This window comes from Spirochaeta dissipatitropha, from assembly GCF_054657935.1.
In genome coordinates, this window is sequence record NZ_BAAHXT010000015.1 from 49,274 (window position 1) to 73,612 (window position 24,339).

Below are 24,339 nucleotides of genomic sequence, written 5' to 3' on the forward strand. Positions count from 1 at the left end.
AGACAAAAAAGACTTATAGAGTTTAAAAAAAATTTATTTCTCGTAATAAACTGAAACATGTGCTGATTGTTTAACGAGGTCGGTTACTGATGCCCGAACCCGTCGCACCTCCTGTTGAATAATATCGTCAGGTTTGTCCAAACGATTAATAACAGGAATTTTTTCCCGTACTACTGAACAGCCGGTAAAACCATGAAGAAGCCCAGGACACTGCCCATCCTGTATTCTGAGAGCAACTACAGGAAGTATCGGTCTCCTGCCCCTTGCCCCCTGTGCGACTGGAACAACAGCAGAAATCTCATCATGTTGATCAATCCATTCAAGCATCGCTACTGAAGGAAGCCTGAATGACAGACCATGCAATCCAAGCGGGTGATACCAGACAAGTGCGTTATGCAGGATCATTCCACCGAGCACCGAAGACAAGGCAATTCCCGGACCCGGGTAATATCTGGAAATCACCTGATCAGGTGAAAGAATCAATCGGTTTTCCGGACTGATATCAGGAAATACAGGCAGGGGATGAACATGTATCCTCGAACATCCAGCCGCAAATGTCAAAGCCTCGTGAATATAATCCTCATCTTCACCGGGAGAACACAGTAGCACCAGATGCATGGAGTCCGAATCCTCGACAAGCTGCAGCAGTCCGGATACAGCTGCGACTGTATGAACACTGCTATAGACAGGAGCAATAATTACAAGCGGACGCGTTGGGCTTCCCGGGAATAAACCTTTACTGGAAGGCTGAATGATATTTACCTTCCGGCGCACCTCCCGGGCAGGTTCCGGAAGAAATCCGGCAGCTTCCGGATACAGAAAATCCTGCAAGGGAAGACGGAATTCGGAACGGAAAGCCGAATAATCCCGAAGAAGATGCAGCTGCGCATCAATCCCCAGCGACGTAATGCCGGGAAAGAAATCCTCTACAGGGTGCTTTATGCTGGCTGACTTCGCAGTATCGGCTTTACCTGCAGCAGTCTTACCTTCAGCAGCAGAGCCTGCTTCTACTACATCATGAAACGCAGAAACAGGATTTCTTTTCAGTGAGCCCTGAAGCTGGAGAAGCGAATACCTCAGAGGATGAAGCTTGCTCTTGATTTCAACCGCTGCTCCGGTATTCTCACTTATGAGCTGGTCAGCCGCCCCCTGCAGGGTAAAACCACGCGTTTCGACCAGGTATTTAAAACGAAACAGAAGATGCACATGTGATTCACTATATGCACGATGCCCGCCCATGCTCCTTTCGGGAGCAAGCCATGGCACCTGTTCCTCCCAGTATCGGAGAATATGCGGTTTGACAGATAACTCATCGCAAACTTCAGCAAGTGTTTTACCCTGCATTATTTTCCCCGCGCGTCTCGCAGCTCAATAGAAACAGGAACATCAGTCAGTCCGAACTGCTTGCGTATGCGATTAAGGATATAGCGTTCATAGCTTTCCGGAAAATCGCTGGCTCTGTTTACAAATAAAACAAACTGCAGGGGTGCTGTACTGACCTGGGTAATATAACGAATTTTCCAGCGCTTACCTTTTTTGGTAGGAGGCGGTGTTTCATCCATCCAGGCATGCAGGTATTTATTCAAGGGGCCGGTCTCAATCCTGGTATGAAGCTGCACGCGGATGCGTAGCGCCAGCTTCAGGAGATCCTGCACGCCTTCACCATTAATCGCTGACAGAGGAACAATCGGAGCAAATCCCAGAATCGGAAAGAAATATGCGATACGATCTTTTACAGCCTGAAGCTGGTTCTCGACCTGGGGCATAAGATCCCATTTATTCAAGACCATTATGACACCGCGGCCATGCTTCACAATCTGACCGGCGATTTTTTTATCCTGATCACTCAAGCCTTTCAGGGAATCAATCATCAGAAAAACCACATCGGCATCTTTTATAACACCGATTGCTCTGGTTACGCTGAAGTATTCAATCGATTCAGTGACCTTCCGCTTGCGTCGTATACCTGCAGTATCGATAATCGTCCAGTCAACACCGTCGTATCTGAAAACCCCCTCAACAATATCCCTGGTGGTACCAGCAATCTCTGAGACTATTGAGCGCTCTTCCTGCAGAATCTGATTAACCAGTGTTGATTTACCGGTATTGGGCTGACCGAGAATTCCGATTCGGATTGGCTCTTTGGGATCAAACTGCTGCTGGTTATCAGCATCAGGCTCGTAGGGATTAGCATCAAAATGGGCCGTCAAACGGGGCCAGACGGCATCCTCAAGATCATCGATTCCAAGGCCATGTGCTGCTGAAACCGATACAACATCCTGAAAGCCCAGCTCCATGAGATTCCAGACTTCCTGTGCCCGCTTCTCGTTATCAACCTTGTTGACTACCAGAATAATTCTGGAAGTGTACCTGCGGAGCTGCTCGATAATCTCATAGTCTTCCGGCAGCAGGTCTTCGATGTCCAGCATGAGCAGAACAACCTGGGCCCGTTCGATTTCCTCCATTGCCTTGGCAGTAATAAGCTGGGCCATGGTATCAGATAAATAGCTGACTCCACCGGTATCAACCAGTCTGACAGCTGAATTCTTCAGCTCCCAGATTGATTCAACCGGATCTCTGGTAACTCCAGGAGTTGGGTCTGTGATAGATCTCCGGGACTTGCTCAAGCGGTTGCACAATGTAGATTTGCCGACATTAGGTCTACCCACCACTGCTACCCTTGGTAGATTTTCCGCTTTATGTATTTCTTTTGTAATCAAATCGTTTCTCCATTACTTCGGTAATATAGGCATGAATTTCATCATGGCTTTTCATGTCCATGATAGTCCCGACCAGCTCCTCAGCCTCAAGCAGTGTCACGTTCCGGATTATCTGCTTAACTTCCGGAATAGCTGCCGCCCCCATGCTGAACTCATCCAGCCCCAGCCCAAGGAGTATCAGAGTTGCCAGCGGATCACCTGCCATTTCACCGCACATTGCAACCGGTATTCCCTGTGAGTGGGCACTTCGGATAATTGTTGTCAGCAATCGAATAACAGCCGGATGAAATGGCTCGTACAGGTAGGCTACCCGTTCGTTACCGCGATCCACAGCCATGGTATACTGTATAAGGTCATTGGTTCCAATCGAGAAGAAATCAACCTTCTTGGCCAGGATATCTGCAATAACTGCTGCAGAGGGTATTTCTATCATAATTCCGATCGGAATGGAATCAGCAATCGGGACAGACTCACGTTTGAGTTCCGATTTAACCTCTTCATAGAACTCAATCACTGTGTTTAATTCATCAAGACCGGATATCATCGGGAACATAATTCTCAGTTCCCCATGCACACTTGCCCGTAACAGGGCTCGAAGCTGCGTCCTGAACAAATCAGGTTCGGAAAGACAGAGGCGCACAGCACGCCAGCCAAGAATCGGATTCTTGTCCCGATGGTCAAACCTGTCAGAAAAAAGTTTGTCCCCGCCGATATCCAGGGTACGTATAGTAACCGTCTTGCCGGACATCGCATCCAGCACCCTTGAATACACCTCGAACTGCTCCTGCTCGGAGGGAAGATGACCGGACTTCAGAAACAGAAACTCTGAACGGTATAAACCAACTCCATCACCACCATGAGAAATGACAGATTCAACCTCTTCGGGAATCTCGATATTTGCCTTGAGATATAGCAGCTTGCCATCACGTGTTTCAGCCGGGAGATTCGTATATCTCATAAGCTGAACCTCACGCCGGCGCCAGTCCTTCCGCTTCTGCTCATAGAGCTTCAGGGTCTTCGCGTCGGGCCTGAGTATTACATCCCCGCTGTTTCCATCAATAATGACTGTATCGCCATGCCTGGCCCTGGTACTGATATCGCTGAGCCCCAGGGCAGCAGGGATTTCAAAGGCTCGGGTAAGGATTGCGGTGTGACTGGTTTTGCCGCCCTGATCAAGAGCAACCCCGAGTACATGCCGCGTATCCATACTGATCGCATCCGACGGCATCAGATCATCACAAATCAGTATGGTGTCCTTCTCCAGTCTCTGAAGATTAGGCAGCGCCCTTCCGATGAGATGATTAAGTACTCTTCGTTCAATATCACGGAAATCACTTCGCCGCTCTCTGAGGTACTCGCTCTGAGCCCGTCCCAGTTTTTCGACAAGTTCAATTATGACGCTGTGCAGTATCCACTCTACATTCTTCAGCCGGGCAACCATAAGCTTCTCGACCCTGTCTACAAGATCCGGATCCTGAAGCATCAATTTATGTGACTCCATAACAGAAGGACCATCGCCATCACTCTGCTCTTCAAGCATCCGGTCAATATCCTGGGTTGCTGATTCAATAGCATGTTTTAGACGAGCAATTTCGTCCTTGATATCATCAGCACTGATTTCATACTGCGGGATAGCGGCATCCAGCGAGGTAAATACCAGAGCCTTGCCGATTGCGATTCCCGGTGAAACAGGAATACCTTTTAACTGTTCCTGTTGAGCTTCTTGTTCATGTTTCATAGATCTCTTTCCGATAGATATAATATTATGGGACGCTCACGAACACGCAAGCGGGTATCACTGGGAATCATTTTCTGGATTGCCTTCATTTTATTCATCCTCGTTTTCTTTCTTCTAAGCCGTCAGAATATCCAGCAGGTTATGGAAACAACCGGACTGCTTGAAATACTGCAGGAGCGGCTTGGTGTCGGGGGTGATACACCGGATCCGGAGCTGGAAAATCTGATTCCACTTCCGGAAATCACTGTAAAACCCGGGACCGAAACAGAATCACCAACCCGGCCTGAAACACAACCAACTCAGACAACGGAGCCCAGCATCGACCTGCAGGATGACGGGGCAAGGCGTGAGACAGAAAAAACCACACCCGAAGAACCGCAAAGTCCGGACAGAACAGCAGATAAACCAGATGCTTCTACACCGACCGCATCCGATACACCTGTTCCCGCAGAAGGCAGTGATACCAGGGCAGCGCCGCTATATTACATTCTGGTCAATGATGCAGGCAACATCCTGCCCAGAAAGATAACACGAACAATGCCTGCGACCCAAACCCCGTTGACAGCCAATCTACAGGCCCTCATCGCCGGGCCGACTGCAGATGAACTCAGAGAAGGTGTATTAAACCTTATTCCCCCAGGATCACAACTGCTGTCAGCAAGCATCAGTAACCGTGTAGCATATCTGAACTTTAACGAAAATTTCCGCTTCAACTCCCTTGGGACTGAAGGAATTATAGCACAATTGCAGCAAATAGTGTATACGGCAACAGAATTCGGTACAATCGATCGGGTACAATTCCTGATCAACGGGCAGCAGCTTGAATACCTGGGCGGAGATGGTGTCTATATCGGGCAACCACTGGGAAGAAACTCCTTTCGGTAAAGCAGTCAGCAAGCAGTCGATAGTCCGAAACCTTTTACCCTGTCCTTAGAGACTCATAAAGGGAAACCAGTACAAGAAATTCCTGGTTTCCCGATTTACCGCGGATAGGAGAAGGAAGCGTCCCGAGTACATGCACTCCATTCTGCCGCCATTCATCAAGAACACGCGCAAGAATCTCATCGACATGATCCTCGGGAACAACGCCATTAAACCAGTCTGGAGGATCTCTCCATTCGAACTGAGGTTTCAGAAGAACTACGCCCCAGGAATACTGACACTGGGGAAGCACGGTAAGAATTGGCTGTAATGCTGACCTGAAAGAGAGATCCATGCAGAATGCATGCGGAGGCGGATCATAATCACGCAACTGCATGATATTGCAGCGCTCCCAGACATGCACTCTGTCATCAATGCGAAGCTTGTAATCCAGTTGATTATAACCCACATCGACGGCATGCACCGCAGCAGCTCCGTTATCCAGAAGACAAGCAGTAAATCCACCTGTACTGGCGCCTGCATCTAGCCAGACATGCCCTGAAACCGGCAACTGCCATGCATCTAGTGCAGCCTGCAGTTTATGCCGACCCCGTCCGCCTCCGGGGGAAATCCGCCCCAGAACAAGAATTTCAGCGTCCTCGGGAACACGTACAGCCCCGTCTCTCTCGACCTGACCGTTTACCGAAATTTCACCGCCGTGCAGCATGGCAAAGAGTCGATCCTTATTGATTTCAGGAAATAAACGACGGAGAGCATCACGGAGAAGAACCTTCTTCACCGCGCGGCTCATACCAGAGATACCTCTTGGATACGCTCTATTCCAAGAGCGGCACCACTGCCGGGATCAACCCTCAGAAATACGCCTTGAATCGTTGCCGGCGCATCAACTACGGCATTCTTGTGCGGAACAAGGGTAACACTGCGCTGAATACTGACCTCGGGCTCGAAACCTATCACACTGTCACGGGGACCTGTTGCGCCGACATCGGTAATATAGGCCGTGGATTTCGGAAGAATACGCTCATCCGCAGTCTGAATGTGGGTATGGGTTCCATACAGCAGACTGACTTTTCCATCGACCATGTGTGCCAGAGCTTCTTTTTCTTCTGTTGCTTCGGCATGGAAGTCTATGATGACAACATTGACCTTGGACAATTCCTTTTTCTGAAGTTCTCTGAATTTACGGAACGGGCAATCAATTGCCGGCATATGTTTTCTACCCTGCAGATTAACCACCGCAACCTTACTTCCTTTAACATCAAGCAAGGCTACACCACTGCCAGGGCTGCCTTTCGGATAATTCGCAGGTCTCAAAACCGGACGAGCCGATGAAAGAACATCAGCAATTTTCTCGTGATGCCACACATGATTCCCGCTTGTAAGGACATCCGCACCTGACTTGAAGAGCTGATCAGCTATTTCAGGAGAAATTCCGAAACCGTCATCAGCATTCTCAGCATTTACGATTACAACATCAGCCCGATAGTTTCTTCTCATACCGGATAATGCAGAAACGACCGCCCTCATTCCAGGGCGGCCGATTATATCTCCGATAACAAGTATTCTTAATTCAGAGCTCAACGGGCATACTCCACAATTCTGGTTTCACGGATCATGGTTACCTTGATCCTTCCCGGATACCTCAGCTGTTCCTCGATCTTGCGGGCTATCTGCTTGGCGACTTCGCGTGCCTGAGCATCAGTAACCTTTTCATGATCAACCATAATCCGAAGCTCACGGCCAGCCTGTATTGCATAAGCCTTATCTACACCCTCGAAATCTTCAGCTATCTTTTCCAGATTCTCGAGTCGTTTTATGTAGTTATCCAGCGTCTCTCTACGAGCCCCAGGCCTGGATGCGGATAATGCATCAGCAACCTGCACGATAACCGACTCGATACAACTGTGTGGAACATCCCCATGATGAGCTGCAATCGCATTGATTACCCGGTCGTCCTCACCAATACGTTTGGCCAGTTCTACACCGAGCTCAACATGGTTACTGTCCTCATCACATTCGATACCTTTCCCGATATCATGAAGAAGTCCGGCGCGAACTGCAATTTCGCGATCAGCACCGACTTCAGCAGCCAGCATACCCGAAAGAATAGCAACTTCCTTACTGTGAGCAAGTACGTTCTGACCATAACTGGTCCGAAACTTCAGTCGCCCCAGTCCACGGATACCTTCAGGTTTCATATGATGAACACCAAGATCAAACAGGGCTTTCTCACCTTCTTCGAAGATGCTCTGTGAGATCTCATGGGTTACCTTGTGGACAACCTCTTCTATCCTGGTTGGATGAATACGGCCATCCGAAACGAGCCTCTCGAGAGCCTGGCGTGCTATTTCCTTTCTGACTGGATCAAAACAGGATACCACAACCGCTTCCGGTGTATCATCAATTATAATATCAACACCGGTGAGGGTTTCAAGAGTTCGAATATTACGTCCCTCTCGCCCGATAATACGGCCCTTCATCTCATCATTCGGCAGACTTACCGAGGTTACAGTAACCTCAGCGTTAACCTCACTGGCGACCCGCTGAATAGTTGTAACCAGAATGTCTCTGGCAAGCTTATCAGCAGTCATCCGGGCTTCAGCCTCGATCTTGTTGACCATACCCTGTGACTCATGTCTGGCATCGTCTTCAAGCGACTTTATAATGAGAGTTTTGGCCTCATCTATTGTCAGGCCCGAAACGCGTTCAAGCTCATTGCGCAGATTTTCTTCAAGTACCTGCAAACTGCTTTCTTTATCTTCTAACGCCTTCTCACGGTCGGTGAAAGATTGCTGTCGATGTTCGACCTGCTCAATCTTGGCTTCTAGGTTTTCTTCTTTTTGAAGTAGTCTTCGCTCAAAACGCTGGAGTTCACCCCTTCGTTCACGAAATTCACGTTCCTGCTGATTTCGTTCTTCAATAAGTTCATCTTTTGTTTCTAACAAAAGCTGATTTTTAATTGAATCAGCTTCCTTTACTGCTTCCTGCTTAAGTCTCTCAGCCCGCTGTTCAAGCGAGGAGAGCTGAAACTTGGCATATAGCCAGCGAACCAGCCAACCCAGAAATACACCGCCGATGGGAAGGAGAACTATTAGTAAAATATCCATAGACTCCTCCAATCAACTGTAGAATAAAAAGTAGTTCATAGCTGGCGCAGTGTCAAGACAAAACAAGCACTTAGAGCTCTGCCAATCCCTCATAAAGCCAATAGATGACGGTGTCCGCTCGCAATTCAAGGTTTTTCCGGATAAGGCTGCGGGTGAAAGGCACTCTGAATCTGGCCAGAGTACCTACCGCATATACAGTTATTTTGTGTTCGGTTAGTTCAATATCAAAGGTATACTGCATATTATCCGGTGCAGCGACCGTCAGAGGGCCAATTCTCAAACGGGTTGAATTCCGGACCTGAACACGTATGCGCTCTTCCTGATTAATGCTTACATGAATAACCGTTTCACCAAAGACATCGTCTATCATTCTCGCATACAGCGACATAGTATCCTGAATATCCTCAGCCCTGAAGTCAGGAAGGGGCCTGAGATCATCGGGGGATGCCACTCGATACACTTCGGTATATACCGGCCGTCCGTCCGCTCCGGGCTGGGTCAAGCCGCCAAGCCTGCTGATTTCTCCCCAATACCCACGCAGAAAATCAACTCTGCCCTGGAAATCAGGCTCTGCATTCTCTGGCCAGGGAATTTGATACAGAACTTCCAGCGAGGCTGTAATCCTGTCATCACCAGGCATACGATAAAGCGACGAATCAACAGGCCAGGGAGCTAGACTGAACTCCGGCTCGGAAGCCAAGAAATCTGATTCTCTGTCAAGTGCGTTCAGCACTGGAGACATCATTAGTATGAGAAAGGAAAGGACTACACATCTTAAATACATTACACCACCTGAACCATCTGCCTAATTACCTGCCAGATTACTTATTGTCATCTGATATTCTGTATGCGGAATTCTATTCGACTACGGAGCATAATATTTACATCCCACAAAACATATTGATTACCATAATAATCTTCAGCCAGAAAATCAAAGAAATACGCATTGCTATCGGCAAAATCTATATAGGCATACTGGCTGGAATCGTGCTGAAGAAGACTGTACTCCGAAAGCAGCTGCAGACTACCTCCCCAGGTTTTCGCACCTGAAGGACTCACATACACAGACCTAAGCGGGACACCAACAGAATTAATGATATTAACCCAGCCAAATCCCTGCTGCTGCTCGGCTGTCCTCAGTCTGTCAGTGATGTTTACGGTAATAGCATACCCATCACGGACATCAATACCGGCATAATGATATCTTTTCCCTGCCGCATCGACCAGCAGGACATCTACAGGACTGTTTACAGGGGGACTCAATACAGCGGACTCCCCCGGAAGCAGAACATCAGTCCCCAGTAAATCACGACCCCACTGCTCTGTTCCAGCTTCGGACATATAAACTGAATAAAGCGGTTCCGATAGATTCTGTTTAATCTGCAGACCTTCTGACCTTCCCGGGTCAATAGACCTGCCAGAACTCGCGGATACAGCAAGAACAAGTACAATGATCAGCGATATAATGCATAAAAGACAGAGCCCGGCTGCTGCCATGTGGAGTGCTTGTGTGATTATCTTTGATCGCCTATTATTCATATTATGCCAAAATCCAATAACAACAAGCCGATAGCAGAACTCGATAATGCAATCGAAGCACAAATTCTAAGTGCTCTGCTGGATGAATCAGATATCCCCCATAGAATTGCATCCAATGCTGACCCTGTCTATGCAGGTATTTTCCAGTTGCAGCATGGTTGGGGCAACGTAATCGCCGATGAAGTATACAGCGAACGTATTCTCGAAATTTTGAAGGACCTGAGAGAACAAAGAGACAGTCGCCAATCTGATATCTGACGCGCAGGACTCCCTAAAGACTCCTGCGGTAGTATACAGCGGTTCCACTCAGACGATCGTGAAAGGCCCGGCGCTCACGTCCAAGAACCCTGAGAAATCCAATCATGACAAGTCCCTGCAGAAGTATTGCAGAAATCAAAAGCCACCACAACTGAAAATACAATGCTGCCGCAAAAAGCAGCAAGCCGGCCTGCTTGAAGACAAAACGGGAAAAAAACAGGGCAATATTACCCGGGCTTCCGTCAAGAGAGGCAACAGCTATGCGCATGAAAAATTTGCCGGGACTCCAGCCGAAGAACAGCTCTGTTGACCAATACAACAAGACCAGCAATAAAGGAATTCTGAGCATGACAGCAACAATTGCCATACCGGACTGAAGAAGCCCCAGCAGGCTCATTTCCTCCAGCAATCTCATCGTTCGGTTCCGCAGATCATCAAAATCCGGCAGCACAGAAGCCGGCAGCTCTTCACGGGCTGTTGAGAAAAGCTGATCCGCAGCTGATACGATCATCTCCTGCGGAGGACCCGGTGGAATCGAATCCAGAACCTGTTTCTCCTGCATGATCTGCTCGAAATACTGAAGCTCATCTGCGCTTAGTTCATTCACAAAAAATGATTCCCAATCCGTGAACACCTGTTCCCATTCCTCGTCGATACCAGCGCTGACGTCAACTGCGTACGCAGAAAAATTATGAACCGAATCCAGATCAGGATGCAGAAGCAAAGCCAATCGGAAGGCAACGGCAAATAAAAAGAGAACAAATGTCAGGTCGAGCAGAAATGCTGCACTCCTGCGAAAAAAACCTACCCTGCGCGTGTGCATCATTCCTCCTCAGCGGGCTCATCCACCCGTACTCTATCTACATACCCTAACAGCAGTGCAATCTCTCCGAAACCAAGCCGGGGATTGCGCTGCTTGAAACTCATGACCGCTTCTGCCTGATCAAAGGACAGATCCTCAAGCCTGACAAGATAACCATTCACGATCTCATGTTTTGGTATTACGTTCTTTATGCGTGTCATTCTATTCTGTAACCTACCCAAGAAACGATGACAGAGGTACTAACCCCAGATTAACAGTCACAAGCAAAGCACAAAAACAATAACCTAACAAGCTGTTTTTAACCTGTGGTTCAGATATATCTTTCGAAATATCGTCGCGCTCCTCTTTCAGCAGATATTCAGACGGAAATATATCCTCCAGGACGGCGTCAATCGAACCTACAAAATTCTTCCGCTTGATGCCTTTTCTGTGCTCGATTATCATCTCGAAGTAGTAGAGCGTACCTCCCAGTAAACCACCCCAGTTTCCCGGCAGCCTGAGATTGGGACGTATGCAGAACAGGGAAATGAACACAAGCCCGATTATTGTCAGTCCCTTGAAAAGCCCGGCTTCGATAGCCCCGGAGGTTATCCGGAAATTTCCGATCCGGTAATAAACCTGGCCGATGGGTTGAAACAGGTGAAAAAAAGTAATCGAACCGACCATAAGGATAAAGTACCCCCACATGATCCGCTTGCCGTTCATAGTAGCCAGAAAAGCAAAAAGAGCTACCTGCAAGGCACGCAGGAAAAGACTGTCATTCAACAGATACAGCACCACACATAAGGCTCCGGTAAAAAAAAGGAGCTGAGGGTGGATATGATCAGTCAGAAGCGGCGCATAATATTTAGGTCTTCGTCCTTTGCCTGCCGTCTTTGCTATTCCCATGCTTGCTCACTCCCTGCACTGGAAATGTCCTTTTCCGAAGATACGGCAGCCCGTATTCTGGAAAGCCACATGGAATTTTTTCTGAAATACTCAGCGATTATTCCAACCAACAGTCCGGAAATAGTTCCGAACGTGAGAAAAACGGGGGCTATCAGCCAGGCACCACCTCCGAAAATAAACTGCACAGAAAGATAGACCTGCACCATATTACTGGCAAGCGCGCCACATATACTAACCCCGATAAGCGAAATCCGCTTCCCTCCCAAACGATGGACCAGAATCATGACTATACCAGCAGCGATAGTGCCGAAAAGTGAAAACAGGAAAACATATGAAGCCAGGGTACCATTTATGAGCCCCTGACCGAAAACTTTCAGAAGCAGAACCACTGCTACCAGAGGCAGCGGCAGAAAGTCCAGCACCAGAAGAATTGGAATATTTGCCAAGCCCAGCCTGAAAAACGGCAGAGGCTTTGGAAAGAGATACTCGATTGCAGCGAAGAACAGGCAGAGGGCACCAAGAAAAGAAACGAAACGGTATAGATGCCGGTTTTTTGAGTGTTGTACTTTCATAGATCTCCGTTCTTCTACTACGATTCCTGATTTATGAATGACTGTCAATCCCATCCCTGATATAATGGAATATATGAAATCCCCTCATATTATACTTGCATCCAGAAGTCCGCAACGCTCCAGCCTGCTGAGGCAGGCAGGCTTTCCAATCACCATTGATCCTGAAGACAGTAGTGAAACCATTCCATCCGGTGCTCTCTCTATGGCAGAGATTGCAGAGAAGATAGCTGAAGAAAAAGCCCGGCACTATCTCGATAGAAGACATGCACTTCCAGCAGCAGGCGATTTACTTCTCACGGCAGACACCATTGTCACCCTCGATCAGCACATAATGGGTAAGCCGTCATCTCCTGAAGAAGCGGAATATTTTCTACGCAGACTACAGGGAACTACCCACAGAGTATATACCGGCGTCCACATCAGTCCGATATCTGAATACGGAAAAAACCTCATAAGTGAAGCCTGCAGCTTCTGTGACTGGACTGATGTTACAATGCAGCCGCTCTGCGAACAGCAGATACGGGAGTATATAAAAACCGATGAATGGAAGGAAGCTGCCGGTGGATACCGTATACAGAACGCCGGTATTGCATTTATCGACCGCATAGATGGCGCGTATAGCACTGTAGTGGGCTTGCCCATACATCGCATCTATGGCATTGTATGGCAAAATTACCACTGAGATACATTGATGTTATCAGTGTGTAAAAATCTTCCGAACCAATGAATTGGATTCGAGAAACAGAGACGGCCGACTGCACGCAGCAGTCGGATTTGAGGAGGCAACATGGCAGTTGTGACCATGAAAAATTTACTGGAGTCAGGTGTACATTTCGGACACCAGACCAAACGCTGGGATCCGCGAATGAAGCGGTTCATCTTTGCTGAACGCAACGGTATTCATATTATCGACCTGCAGAAAACCATTGCGTCAATTCGTGCAGCCTATGATGCAGTTCGCCAGACAGTCCTGAACAAACAGGGTGTCCTGTTTGTAGGAACCAAGAAACAGGCTCAGCAGGCTATCGAGCGCGAAGCTACTAACTGCGGTATGTATTACGTCAACCAGAGATGGCTTGGTGGAATGCTTACCAACTTCTCTACCATCAAACAATCACTGCTTCGACTGAAAAAGCTCGAAAAAATGGAAATTGATGGCACCTTCGAAAGTCTTTCCAAGAAAGAAGTTGCAAAACTTAACAAGGAAAAGGCTCGACTGGAGAAGAACCTCGGCGGAATCAAGGAGATGAAAGAGCTCCCCGGTATCGTTTTTATTGTTGATACCAAAAAAGAAACCATTGCAGTAGCAGAAGCCCGCCGAATGGGCATACCGATTGTTGCAGTAGTTGATACCAACTGTAATCCTGAAGGTATCGATTACCCGATCCCGGGTAATGACGACGCCATCCGGGCAATCAGTCTGTTCACCGAAATTATTGGTCAGGCTGTTACAGAGGCTGAAAACGAAATCGGACTTGAAATTATCGAAAGCCTCCAGGACGACGATGAGCCGGTCTTCGACTCATCTGTAAAAGAAGATGCTGACAAAGAAGAAGTTGTAACCGCACCTGTATCTGCCAGCATTGCCAAGGATGCGAAAGGTGAAGAAAGCGAAGGCTTTGTAACTGACGACTATTCCGACTATAAGCCCGAGGACAAACCCGAGGTAAAGCTGGAAAAAACCCGTGAGGAAGCAGTAGCCGAAGACGCCGGAATCTCACCCGACGAATTATACGAAGACAGCGAGTAATCAACCCAAGGAGAATAAAATGGCAATAAGCGCCGCAGATGTAAAAGCGCTCCGGGACAAGACCGGTGCAGGAATGATGGACTGCAAGAAAGCATTGAATGAAGCCGACGGTGATTTTGCAAAAGCAGAAAAACTCCTGAAGGAAATGGGACTGGCTGCTGCAGCCAAGCGCGGTGGCCGTGCAACAAATGAAGGGCGTATTTTCACTTATGTCGGTGAAAATGCCGCAGGTATACTTGAAGTAGCCAGTGAAACCGACTTTGTTGCACGTAACGAGACCTTTGGTGCAATGGGAACCGGACTTGTCAAACTTATGACAGACAAGAACCTGACTGTCGATGCCAGCGAGGTTACAGACACCACTGCGCAGGCGGTTTCAACAATCAAGGAAAATATTACTGCAAAGCGTTTTCAGCGCATTGATACCGATGCGAACACCCTCGTTGTAGACTACATACATGGTGACGGCGGTATCGGCGTTCTGATCAAGCTGACTGTTGAAAAACAGGAGGCAACCCAGGACGAAGCAGTCAAGGAACTTGGATTTAACCTCGCACTTCATGCAGCTGCATTCAAGCCCCTCTACCTGACTGAATCCCAGGTAGAAAAGTCCTATCTTGAAGAACAGGCTTCTATCTTTCTGAAGCAGGCTGAAAATCTTGGTAAACCTGAAAAGGTAATGCAGGGCATTGTTGCAGGAAAAATGAAAAAACACCTTGCAGAAATCTGCTTTGTAAACCAGGGCTTCGTAAAGGAAGAAAAGAAAAGCGTAGCTGAAGTAATTGCCGAGACAGCCAAAAAGGCCGGATCAGCAATCGAACTTAGCGACTATATTGTATTCTCGGTCGGACAGGACTAAAATACTTATATAGCTGTATACCGCAGCAGAAAATGCTGCGGTATATTACCCGTTATTTTACAGAGGGAGTACACATATGAGCAGTAAAGATGCTGAATCACGCATGAAGAAATCGGTTAAAGCATTGCAGGACGAGTTTGCAGCGATCAGGACCGGACGCGCTTCAACTGCGCTTTTTGACAAAATTACAGTTGACTACTATGGTTCTCCAACCCCGCTTTCCCAGGTAGCAACCATCAGCACACCGGAAGCCCGCCTGGTAGTTATCCAGCCATGGGACAAAACAAGCCTGCCGGATATTGAGAAAGCAATACAGAAATCAGAACTGTCCCTTAACCCCAATAACGACGGTAAAGTAATCCGTATTAATATTCCGCCTCTCACTGAAGAACGCCGAAAGGAAATCGTAAAAGCAGCCAAACAGACTGCAGAACAGGCCAAGGTTGCCGTACGAAATATCCGCCGCGATGAAAACGACAAACTCAAACAGCAGCAAAAAGACGGCGAGATCAGTGAAGACGAAGAAAAACGCCTTCAGGATGAAATCCAGAAACTAACAGACCAGTACACCAAAGAAATCGGTCAGATTCTGGATGAGAAAGAAAAAGAAATTCTCGAGATATAATAATGATCAACAGCGCCCTACCCCAGCACATAGGTATAATTATGGACGGCAACGGGCGCTGGGCCCAGAAGCACAAGCGTCCCAGGACATTCGGGCACCAGGAAGGGCTGAAAACCGGGAAGAAGATCATCCACCATGTCCACGAACTAGGAATTCCTTACGTCACTCTTTATGCCTTTTCCACCGAAAACTGGAAACGAACCGAGGAGGAAGTTGGCTTCCTCATGAATCTGATTCACACCTACATTAGAAAGGAAATTGATTTCTACAGGGACAATGGAATCAAGCTGATGTTCAGCGGAGAATTATCCAGGTTACCTGCAGATATTCAGGATGATGTCACTAATGTAATTGAAGATACGAGCGGTTTCACTGACATGACTGTCAATATAGCGCTTAACTACGGAGGCCGGGATGAAATAATCCGCGCCTTTAACAGTATTGCAGCAGCTGACAACAACCGTGACTTCAGCCTGAATCCGGTGAGCGAAGAAGAACTACACCAGCAGCTGGACTCTGGAAGACTGCCGGATCCTGATCTGATTATCAGAACTGGCGGTGATATGCGCCTGAGCAACTTTCTTTTGTGGACAGGAGCATACAGCGAACTGTACTTTACACCGGTGTTGTGGCCGGATTTCAATGAACACGATCTGGAGTCCGCTCTGAAGGACTACAAAAAAAGAACCCGACGCTTTGGGGGCACTCATGAATAAGAAACAAAAAAATGTACGCAATCGTCTGCTGGTGTTTTTTATCGGCATTCCACTTATATTTTGCCTGCTGATCTTTTTTCCGCACGCAAACCATGCTGCTGTGGCAGTAGTAGTAGCAATCGTAGCCTTTATTGCAAGCTATGAGCTATATGCTTTTTTCGAACCCGAATTTACCGTCTATGCGGGCAGCAGAATTATAACCCCGCTACTTGCTGCAAGCTTTCCTCTCCTTGCATATGCCGAGGGAATGGGATGGGCAGCTCCTGGATCCGAATCATTACTGATCGCATTAGCCGTCAGCATACTCCTGAGCTTTCAGGCATTCAGAAAAGACCCTCAGGTTTTCTCCCACATCAAGGGATTCGTATCTACCTCGATTTTTCTGTTCATATATCCGGGATTATTACTCGGATATATCCCGCGCATAGCAAGCCTTCCTATGCCCAGCCACCTTCTGGTTGTGTTTGCCATTTCAGTTTATCTGAACGATTCAGCAGCATATGCCGGAGGCATGCTGTTCGGCAAAGGAAATGGAGGCATAGTACCAATCAGTCCCAATAAAAGTATAGCAGGATTTATCTCTGGACTTATCGGGAGCATGGTCGTATTTTTAACAGCCAGGGCATTATATCCGGAATTACTTCCCGGGAGCCTGCTTACAAGCATACTATTTGCACTGCTTATCGGTAGCGCAGCAATCGTAGGTGATCTCGCTGAGTCTGCTATCAAGCGCTCAGCAGCACAAAAAGACAGCGGAAGCATAATACCGGGACGCGGCGGTCTGCTTGACAGTATTGACTCACTTGCTTTCGCCGCCCCCTTCTTCTTCTATGGATACATGTATCTATATCTTTAGCAGCACAAGGAGCAGCAATGCTTATTAATATTTTCTGGGGATTACTTGGACTGGGCCTGCTTGTTGTGATTCACGAATGGGGACACTTCTTTGCCGCCAGAAAACTGGGAGTAGAAGTAACCGCATTCTCCATCGGCTGGGGACCCGTCCTGTGGTCAAAACTGATTAACGGTACCGAATACAGATTGTCAGCTATTCCACTTGGCGGTTACTGTAAGATGAAAGGCTCTGATTCCTTACAGTCTGCAATTGAAAATTCCGGAAAAAGCATTCCGCACGAGGAAGGCAGTTTCTACTCGGCAGCCTGGTGGAAACGCATCCTGATATTATTCAGCGGCCCCTTCGTCAACACACTGACTGCCGTACTGTTTTTCTGGTTAGTGTACAGCATAGGATTTTCGTACCAGACATATCCAAACAGGATAGTTGTCGATCCCCAACCGGATTCCCCTGCTGTTACAGCCGGACTCGCAACCGGCGATAGAATTATAGAAATACAGGGAACACCGGTACTTACCTTCGAGGACATTCGACGCGAAATCGGCTCAAGCGGCGGTAGAGAACTGAATATTACCCTGGAGCGTGACAACAGAACAATCAGCACAGTCATAAAGCCATTAATAAACCCTGAAACCGGAGCCGGAAGGATAGGAATCTACCCCTTTATCTCTCCAGTTGTGGCCGATCTGAGGGACAGTTCTCTTGAGGGCTTCCTGATGCCCGGAGATCAAATAAGAGAAATTAACGGCCAGGCAATTCTTCACGCCCTTGATGCAATCGCAGCACTGGAGTCCCTGAATGATCAGCAATCCTGGTCGATGAAGATCGAAAGAAACAACCAGGACATTCTCATAGAAAACGGAAGAGCCCTCAGCCCGGATACAATTGTATGGGAAACCCTTACATACTCAAGTCCCGGAGGGAATCCGGTTAGCCATCTCAAGCATGCTGTACAGGAAACTGCTGAAACATTTCATTTGGCTGCACAGGGTATTGCGGTACTCTTCAGAGGTGTACAGATAACACAGGCTGTATCCGGCCCTGTACAGATTACCCACATGGTGGGAGAAGTTGCGACCAGAGGCTTCTCCCTTGGTTTTCGCACCGGCATCGTCTCGATTCTACAATTTCTCGGCTTGATCTCCATTATCCTTGCCTTCATGAACCTGCTGCCAATCCCGGCACTTGATGGCGGGCAAATCCTTCTTGCACTGATCGACAGGATGTGGCCGAGACCGCTCAGTCCGATATTTATATCCAGATACATGAATATCGGTGCAATATTAGTTCTGCTTTTAATCGCGGTTGCAGTAACCAGCGATATACTTTTTTTGTTTCGAGGTTAATATGAATATAAATCGTTTCCGCACACACTGCATCAGTTTTGCAGCACTTCTCGTTTTTTTCACTTCCCTGTCCGCGGTCCATGCCGACAACCTGATTTTGAACAGCTATCACAGCGATACAGTTACCGGCTTTTTCTTTCATCCGATCACTCAGTCATACTTCTCGGTTTCACGGGACGGCTCTCTTCGAACCTGGGATTCAGCAAGCAGGAAAGTCAGCAGAACATTTCAGATTACCAGCGGCCGAATTGAACAGGCGGTAAAGCATCCAAGCCTTCCACAGGCAGCATTACTGATCCGCATGCAGGATGGCCGCTATGAGATTGCCGGAATTGATATTACTGATGGCAGCCGGAAATTTTCTATTCAGACAAATGACCGACCAATTTATATGAACTATTCTCCTCAAGGGACTTACCTTGCCTACACCCTGCCACAATGGAACAGCATCCAGATGCACGATGCCTCAAACGGCCGCCGCCTTACCTTCCTTCGTAACGTTGGTGGAATAATCAGCTACTTTACTTTCTCGCGTACCGAAGCAAATATCATGACGTATCAGACCAGCAGCGGTGAAATCGTATACTATGATGTACGCAGAGGCACAGAACTCTCCAGATTAAGCTCCAGCAGCGGACTGGAGTTTCCAGGCATGCTCAGCAGCCGATTTCTGGCTGCAATCAGAGCAAACAATCTGGTCCTGGTTGATGTGGTAAATGGAAGAATTGTAGACTCCCGCCAGCTGAGCGGTACTGTCCAGGCTTTATTCACAGACCAGGAGCATGGAATAGTCGGAATAATCCGGAGACAGGCAAACCGATCCGAGCTTATAGAATTCAGGCTTGAGCAAAACCGGACAGCTCCATTGACACCCAGCCTGCAGTCCCTACCGGTAAATATCCAGACAGGAAGCTACTTCAACGGGAATCCTTCACTCGCCTTGCAGAACTATTCACTCATGAGCTATGAACGAAGCAGCGGAATCGCCATGCCGTTCTCCGCAGCTAGCATTCAACACATTCAGGATATTGACATATCCGGGGACAAGCTCCATCTATCCTCCAGCAATGGTATAGTAAGCATACAATCCGACATATTTTCTTCGGGACTGTCCTCCTCTGGCATCGAGATCCGAAACATCAGCGACAGCAGCAGTCGTCCACCTCTCACCGGTGATTTCGGAATCAGCATAGGACCGGGAAATTCTACTGCTGAAGGTCTTAAATTCGTATGGCCGGGCTCCACTGAAAGAAATATGAATATATATACCTGGGACAGTTCAACAGATATATATACCAATACAGGAATCCAGAATGATGATGCCTTGATAGAATTCAAGGTATTGGGCGATTCCATACTCAGCCTTTCAAGACAGGGCAACCTGAGAATGTATTCAGCTGCGGATTTTTCTACTACCTTCAATTTCCGGAATGTGGATCTACAGACAGCCACCAGAGCAGGAGAATACATAGTCGCAGGGAAATCTTTCAGCAGCGGTTTTCAGTCTCCCCTGCTCGCCGTTAATCCCAGAACTATGGAAACAGTACCAATTGACGACAGTGCTCAGTTGATTTACCGAATGGAATATTTCAACGCACGTGATCAACTGTTTTCACTCGGCCTTCTCCGTAACAGCAGGTCAGGAGCCATTCAAACGGAACTGCGTCTGCATACTGGTTCGGACCTATCCCGAACCCGCAGCATCAAGGTACACCCCGGTGAGGATCTGACAGCCGACATTTTCATTGATGAGTCCAGAAATCGTGTGTATACAACTCTTGGCGGAGAAAATCTATCCTACTGGAACGGATCCCGCATGATCAATATGCAGCAGAGCGGAAATGTTCCAAGGAAGGTATCCGGAAACAGCGATTTTGTCTGGACCATAAATATCAACGGAACAGCAAGCTTATGGCAAGCATCAAACGGAACTTATCTCGGTGATATCGCCCTTTTAACTGATGGATCCTGGGTATTTATTTCAACAATGGATGGATTCATTGCATCAGAAAGTTTTTCGGTCAGTAATGGGCTGAATCTGAAAGATAATCCACAGGCGCGTAATGCACTACTGGAAAGATACAGGGTAAGAATTCCCTTCAGAAGCAGATAGACCAGCGACCGGGAAAAAATCAGCTGCTGCGGGGTGGATTTTCCAGCACCACCTGCACCGCCTCCGCAACAGCAGCCTTGATCTTGTCTGTGTATTCATCATCTGCGACAGAACTGAAAAGACGCCCCAGCAGATTCACCCGATATCTTGAAGGGACTTTGTTCAATGCATAGGTAATCATGTCAAGAAGCGCATCATCATTCAACGAAGATGCAGGCAGGTCTGATAATTGATTCTCAAGCTCCTCCAGAACAAAGCGCTCGGATTCATTTACCAGCTCTTCCTGCTCGATCAAGCCTTTAAGATCCAGATTCATATATGCCTCCACTCGGACTCAGCTCTTAATAATCACCGTATGCCCATTCTTCAAATTTAGCATATTTTGGTTTAAATGCAATCTGCACAGTTCCAACAGGACCATTTCTCTGCTTGGCAATTATCAATTCCGTAGGAATTACCTGGTCACCATCGTCACCTTCCCGGGTTTCATCACGTTCACGGTGAAGGAACATAACGACATCAGCATCCTGCTCAATAGACCCTGACTCGCGGATATTTGACAGAGTGGGCCGCTTACCTTCTGAATCACGGCTTACCTGACTCAGCACGACAATTGGTATGTCCAGCTCACGAGCTAATGCCTTCAGTGATCGGGAAATCTCCGCTATCTGCTCATGTCTGGGTATATCAGTTTTTTCAGGACGAATCAGTGTAAGGTAGTCAATAAAAATGATTTCAACATCATGCAGCTTCTTCATCCGCCTCGACTGGGCCCGGACATCGAGCAAAGGCATATTCGGGATATCGGTTATCCACATCTGTGCATCGTATATTCTGGCCGCAGCATCAAAAAGCCGCGGGAAATCAGCTGGTCTTAATGCTCCCTTACGCAACTTTCCAGCATCTATCGGTGCTTCCATGGAAATTATACGTTGCATAATAGACAGACGAGACATTTCAAGCGTAAAAAAACCTACACGTCGTTTTTCTTTCAAAGCCATTCTATTAGCCAGGGATAAGGCAAGAGATGTTTTCCCTATAGAAGGACGAGCGCCGATAACTATGAATTCCTGAGGCTGAAAACCACTGAGCATGTTATCAAGATCACTGAATCCTGAAGGAACTCCGGTAAAAGGACTTTCCGAGCGATAGCGTTCTTCGATAGCATCGATCGTTGCCTTTACAACATTCCCTGCCAATTCAAAATCATCGCTCTGTCGATTCTCAGCGATATCAAAAAGCTGTTTTTCAAACTCCTCGATTACTTCCCTGGTTTTCCTGCCTGGCTCACGAGCCATATCGGAAATCGCAGTTCCCATCGAAATCAGTTTACGCCTGATGCTCTCCTGATACACAATGCCGGCATAGTAATCAACATTGGCACTGGAAGGAACAGAATCTGTCAGTGAAGCGAGGTAGGACACCCCTCCTACACTCTCCAACTCTCCGCGGGAGCGCAACTCTTCGGTAAGGGTAATGAGATCAACTGCTTCGTTTCTGTTGAAAATCGAATATGCGGCATCAAAAATCTTGGAATGAGCCGGTCTATAGAAGTCATTGGTTCTGACTATGTGAACCACTCTGTCAACCGTTTCACGTGGATTGAGCAAAATGGCGCCGAGACAAGCTACCTCCGCATCATTATTGTGCGGAGGTACTCGTCCGGAAGAGGCATTCATGTCTGGATTATTCGTCATCCTGAGAATCCTGAGCGGATTCAGTCTGCTCTTCAGCAGCAGCTTCTTCTGCTTCAGCTTCTACAACAGTCTCTTCTTCAAGCGGAGCTTCATTTACAGTCTCTACCGGCTTCTCATCCTCAGCAACAACTGAAGAACTTGAAACAGCAACTGTCAATGTAGCGGTTTCACCGCCGTACAGTTTTACAGATACCTTGTAGTTACCGACAGACTTGAGGCTGTTCTCTGGAATATCAATCGATTTACGCTCGACATGAATTCCATTTTTCTCCAGCTCTGTCGCAATAGTAGCCGCATTTACTGAACCGAACAACTTGCCGTTACGGCCGGTTGTCATCGAAATTGCCAGCGGCTTGTTCTCAAGCTGAGCCTTCAGACCCATTGCAGCCTGACGCTTGTCTTCACGTCTTTTCTCTATTGCATCACGGCGACTCTCGATGACTGCAATGCTTTCATTATTATAGGGCAAACAAAGTTTTCGCGGAATAAGAAAGTTCCGTGCATAACCGCTCTTGACTTCCTTGATTTCGCCCTCTTCTCCAAGATGAGGTACGTCGGCGTTTAATATGACCTTCATCCATCACTCCTTATTCAAAATGCGTTCACGTAATCTAAAGATTGTATCCAGTACACCTGCCACCGGCAGAAGAACAAATACAACTATATTAACCAGCGGTACAAACAGCACCATAAACAGAACTGCAGTCACCAGAAATCTCGACTGTCTGGCTGGCAATCGCCTTGCCAGAAGCAGATTCACAAGACTGACACCAGTAAGTACATGCAACAACAGAATCACCAGCAGTACATTGTACGCAATAATGTCAAACACTCCTGCAGCTCCGAGGAACAGCAGGACAACTGCAGCAACTGCCCACAATGGCAGATACCGCGGTATACTTAAATCCTGCAGCCGACTGTTTTTCCCGGCCGCAGCATTTCCAAAAAAATAATTCAAAGCTACCAGCGCTGTCATTACACCGCCAATACCACGGAACAGCAACAGCAGCATTTCGCTTGTAAGCTCGTCCAGACTCATCCCGACAAGCAGTCCCTGCTCGGTAAAAAAAGCATGCTGAAGCTCAATCAGTGCAAGAAAAACAGGACTTCTGGGTGCATACAACACAAACGGGATAACCAGAATCATTGCAGCTAATCCCCCGAGACTGATAATCAGCCAGAGAGGATGTATCTGCAAATGCCGGTAGTTCAGCACTGCCAGACCAGCGATAACCGCCAGAGGCACCAGCAAATCCAACATAACCAGCATGGAATCGGCTTGAGCCGCATCCAGCTGAAGAATCTGAAAACCCTTCCACAAGGCGATTACGCCTAAACTGATCATGGAACCGTTTAAAAACCCCTGCCAGGATCTCCGCACTGCCAGAAGCTGAATGGGAACTGCAAAAAAAACAAGAAATATGCCTGTCTGATGCAGAACACCGGACAGTATACCCATTACAATCATATCCCTGCTTAACTTCTGCTGTCTATCTTCCATTCAGCCCTACTTTCCTTATTAAAAAACCGGATCAGCCCATTGGAAGCAGAGCAAGCTGTCTGGCTCGCTTGATTTCCCGCACAAGCACTCGCTGATTTTTTGCAGAAGTTCCTGTGATTCTCCGAGGAAGGATTTTGCCTTTCTCGGTCACAAAACGGCGCAGAATTTCAGGATGTTTGTAGTCAATCTTCAGATTCTGAGCCTTGATTTTATCTACCTTGCGTCTGAAAAACTTACCTCCGCGCGGTCCACCGCTGCGGCCGCCGTCTCTGCCGTCACGACCGCCTCTGTCTTCGCCGCGGTAACCGCCGTCCCTGTCCTTTTGATCATCATTGTATCTGTCACTCAT

General features: G+C 47.7%; 27 protein-coding genes. 10 read left to right on the top strand and 17 right to left on the bottom strand.

Annotation, left to right across the window (positions count from 1 at the left end):
* Window positions 1-33: 33 nt before the first annotated feature.
* Genes ACYQ2L_RS14985 through ptsP form a run of 3 tightly spaced genes read right to left on the bottom strand, consistent with a single transcriptional unit; the run spans window position 34 to window position 4,458 of the window.
* Window positions 34-1,344: a MerR family transcriptional regulator gene (locus ACYQ2L_RS14985; RefSeq protein ID WP_460057386.1), complete on the bottom strand. Its 1,311-nt coding sequence runs from the start codon at window positions 1,342-1,344 to the stop codon at window positions 34-36.
* The gene (der, locus tag ACYQ2L_RS14990) at window positions 1,344-2,720 is read right to left on the bottom strand and encodes a ribosome biogenesis GTPase Der (protein WP_460057388.1); all 1,377 of its coding nucleotides are present in this window, start codon (window positions 2,718-2,720) and stop codon (window positions 1,344-1,346) included. Before der ends, ACYQ2L_RS14985 begins: the two co-directional genes overlap by 1 nt.
* Window positions 2,698-4,458, bottom strand: coding sequence for a phosphoenolpyruvate--protein phosphotransferase (gene ptsP / locus ACYQ2L_RS14995; RefSeq protein WP_460057391.1), 1,761 nt, complete (start codon window positions 4,456-4,458; stop codon window positions 2,698-2,700). Before ptsP ends, der begins: the two co-directional genes overlap by 23 nt.
* Before the next feature lie 27 nt (window positions 4,459-4,485).
* On the opposite strand from ptsP, the gene ACYQ2L_RS15000 reads away from it, so the two are divergent.
* Complete coding sequence (locus tag ACYQ2L_RS15000) at window positions 4,486-5,343, top strand: GerMN domain-containing protein (RefSeq protein WP_460057393.1); 858 nt, start codon at window positions 4,486-4,488, stop codon at window positions 5,341-5,343.
* A gap of 34 nt (window positions 5,344-5,377) precedes the next feature.
* Here the strand turns inward: ACYQ2L_RS15000 and ACYQ2L_RS15005 are convergent, their stop codons facing one another.
* From ACYQ2L_RS15005 to ACYQ2L_RS15025, 5 genes are all read right to left on the bottom strand, one after another.
* Complete coding sequence (locus tag ACYQ2L_RS15005; protein WP_460057395.1) at window positions 5,378-6,118, bottom strand: SAM-dependent methyltransferase; 741 nt, start codon at window positions 6,116-6,118, stop codon at window positions 5,378-5,380.
* An 8-nt stretch (window positions 6,119-6,126) separates the two neighbouring features.
* Window positions 6,127-6,921, bottom strand: a complete 795-nt coding sequence (locus tag ACYQ2L_RS15010; RefSeq protein WP_460057397.1) for a TIGR00282 family metallophosphoesterase — start codon at window positions 6,919-6,921, stop codon at window positions 6,127-6,129.
* Window positions 6,918-8,447 carry a ribonuclease Y gene (gene rny / locus ACYQ2L_RS15015; protein ID WP_460057399.1) on the bottom strand — a complete coding sequence of 510 codons (1,530 nt, stop codon included), beginning with the start codon at window positions 8,445-8,447 and terminating at the stop codon, window positions 6,918-6,920. The genes ACYQ2L_RS15010 and rny overlap by 4 nt, the downstream gene beginning before the upstream one ends.
* Window positions 8,448-8,517: 70 nt before the next feature.
* On the bottom strand, window positions 8,518-9,231 hold the full coding sequence (locus tag ACYQ2L_RS15020; protein ID WP_460057401.1) for a DUF6675 family protein: 714 nt from the start codon (window positions 9,229-9,231) through the stop codon (window positions 8,518-8,520).
* A gap of 47 nt (window positions 9,232-9,278) precedes the next feature.
* A complete protein-coding gene (locus tag ACYQ2L_RS15025; protein ID WP_460057403.1) occupies window positions 9,279-9,986 on the bottom strand; it encodes a hypothetical protein in 708 nt (235 codons plus the stop codon).
* Between the two features lie 3 nt (window positions 9,987-9,989).
* Between ACYQ2L_RS15025 and ACYQ2L_RS15030 the strand changes: the two genes are divergently transcribed.
* Complete coding sequence (locus ACYQ2L_RS15030; protein ID WP_460057406.1) at window positions 9,990-10,244, top strand: hypothetical protein; 255 nt, start codon at window positions 9,990-9,992, stop codon at window positions 10,242-10,244.
* Between the two features lie 13 nt (window positions 10,245-10,257).
* On the opposite strand, the gene ACYQ2L_RS15035 is transcribed toward ACYQ2L_RS15030, so the two are convergent.
* The 4 genes from ACYQ2L_RS15035 to ACYQ2L_RS15050 are packed head-to-tail and all read right to left on the bottom strand — an operon-like array spanning window position 10,258 to window position 12,527.
* Window positions 10,258-11,070 carry an RDD family protein gene (locus ACYQ2L_RS15035; protein WP_460057408.1) on the bottom strand — a complete coding sequence of 271 codons (813 nt, stop codon included), beginning with the start codon at window positions 11,068-11,070 and terminating at the stop codon, window positions 10,258-10,260.
* On the bottom strand, window positions 11,067-11,267 hold the full coding sequence (locus tag ACYQ2L_RS15040) for a hypothetical protein (RefSeq protein ID WP_460057411.1): 201 nt from the start codon (window positions 11,265-11,267) through the stop codon (window positions 11,067-11,069). Before ACYQ2L_RS15040 ends, ACYQ2L_RS15035 begins: the two co-directional genes overlap by 4 nt.
* 13 nt (window positions 11,268-11,280) lie before the next feature.
* Complete coding sequence (locus ACYQ2L_RS15045) at window positions 11,281-11,955, bottom strand: hypothetical protein (RefSeq protein ID WP_460057413.1); 675 nt, start codon at window positions 11,953-11,955, stop codon at window positions 11,281-11,283.
* A complete protein-coding gene (locus ACYQ2L_RS15050) occupies window positions 11,946-12,527 on the bottom strand; it encodes a Gx transporter family protein (protein ID WP_460057415.1) in 582 nt (193 codons plus the stop codon). Before ACYQ2L_RS15050 ends, ACYQ2L_RS15045 begins: the two co-directional genes overlap by 10 nt.
* Window positions 12,528-12,600: 73 nt before the next feature.
* Between ACYQ2L_RS15050 and ACYQ2L_RS15055 the strand changes: the two genes are divergently transcribed.
* The 8 genes from ACYQ2L_RS15055 (at window position 12,601) to ACYQ2L_RS15090 (ending at window position 20,792) form a co-directional block, all read left to right on the top strand.
* Window positions 12,601-13,209 carry a Maf family protein gene (locus ACYQ2L_RS15055; RefSeq protein WP_460057417.1) on the top strand — a complete coding sequence of 203 codons (609 nt, stop codon included), beginning with the start codon at window positions 12,601-12,603 and terminating at the stop codon, window positions 13,207-13,209.
* A gap of 105 nt (window positions 13,210-13,314) precedes the next feature.
* The gene (rpsB, locus tag ACYQ2L_RS15060; RefSeq protein ID WP_460057419.1) at window positions 13,315-14,277 is read left to right on the top strand and encodes a 30S ribosomal protein S2; all 963 of its coding nucleotides are present in this window, start codon (window positions 13,315-13,317) and stop codon (window positions 14,275-14,277) included.
* Window positions 14,278-14,296: 19 nt separating this feature from the next.
* A complete protein-coding gene (gene tsf, locus ACYQ2L_RS15065) occupies window positions 14,297-15,136 on the top strand; it encodes a translation elongation factor Ts (RefSeq protein ID WP_460057421.1) in 840 nt (279 codons plus the stop codon).
* A gap of 76 nt (window positions 15,137-15,212) precedes the next feature.
* Window positions 15,213-15,761, top strand: a complete 549-nt coding sequence (gene frr, locus ACYQ2L_RS15070; protein ID WP_460057424.1) for a ribosome recycling factor — start codon at window positions 15,213-15,215, stop codon at window positions 15,759-15,761.
* Window positions 15,762-15,763: 2 nt separating this feature from the next.
* A complete protein-coding gene (gene uppS / locus ACYQ2L_RS15075; RefSeq protein ID WP_460057426.1) occupies window positions 15,764-16,477 on the top strand; it encodes a polyprenyl diphosphate synthase in 714 nt (237 codons plus the stop codon).
* A complete protein-coding gene (locus tag ACYQ2L_RS15080; RefSeq protein ID WP_460057428.1) occupies window positions 16,470-17,333 on the top strand; it encodes a phosphatidate cytidylyltransferase in 864 nt (287 codons plus the stop codon). The genes uppS and ACYQ2L_RS15080 overlap by 8 nt, the downstream gene beginning before the upstream one ends.
* 17 nt (window positions 17,334-17,350) lie before the next feature.
* On the top strand, window positions 17,351-18,679 hold the full coding sequence (rseP, locus tag ACYQ2L_RS15085; RefSeq protein ID WP_460057430.1) for an RIP metalloprotease RseP: 1,329 nt from the start codon (window positions 17,351-17,353) through the stop codon (window positions 18,677-18,679).
* 1 nt (window position 18,680) lies between these two features.
* Window positions 18,681-20,792 (top strand): hypothetical protein, encoded by a 2,112-nt coding sequence (locus ACYQ2L_RS15090; RefSeq protein WP_460057432.1) that lies wholly within the window; start codon window positions 18,681-18,683, stop codon window positions 20,790-20,792.
* A gap of 19 nt (window positions 20,793-20,811) precedes the next feature.
* Here the strand turns inward: ACYQ2L_RS15090 and ACYQ2L_RS15095 are convergent, their stop codons facing one another.
* The 5 genes from ACYQ2L_RS15095 to rpsR are packed head-to-tail and all read right to left on the bottom strand — an operon-like array spanning window position 20,812 to window position 24,339.
* Window positions 20,812-21,108 (bottom strand): late competence development ComFB family protein, encoded by a 297-nt coding sequence (locus tag ACYQ2L_RS15095; RefSeq protein WP_460057434.1) that lies wholly within the window; start codon window positions 21,106-21,108, stop codon window positions 20,812-20,814.
* Between the two features lie 25 nt (window positions 21,109-21,133).
* Window positions 21,134-22,489 carry a replicative DNA helicase gene (gene dnaB, locus ACYQ2L_RS15100; protein ID WP_460057436.1) on the bottom strand — a complete coding sequence of 452 codons (1,356 nt, stop codon included), beginning with the start codon at window positions 22,487-22,489 and terminating at the stop codon, window positions 21,134-21,136.
* On the bottom strand, window positions 22,479-23,066 hold the full coding sequence (gene rplI, locus ACYQ2L_RS15105; RefSeq protein WP_460057438.1) for a 50S ribosomal protein L9: 588 nt from the start codon (window positions 23,064-23,066) through the stop codon (window positions 22,479-22,481). The genes dnaB and rplI overlap by 11 nt, the downstream gene beginning before the upstream one ends.
* 3 nt (window positions 23,067-23,069) lie before the next feature.
* Window positions 23,070-23,990, bottom strand: coding sequence for a hypothetical protein (locus ACYQ2L_RS15110; RefSeq protein WP_460057440.1), 921 nt, complete (start codon window positions 23,988-23,990; stop codon window positions 23,070-23,072).
* Between the two features lie 31 nt (window positions 23,991-24,021).
* Window positions 24,022-24,339 (bottom strand): 30S ribosomal protein S18, encoded by a 318-nt coding sequence (gene rpsR, locus ACYQ2L_RS15115; protein WP_460057442.1) that lies wholly within the window; start codon window positions 24,337-24,339, stop codon window positions 24,022-24,024.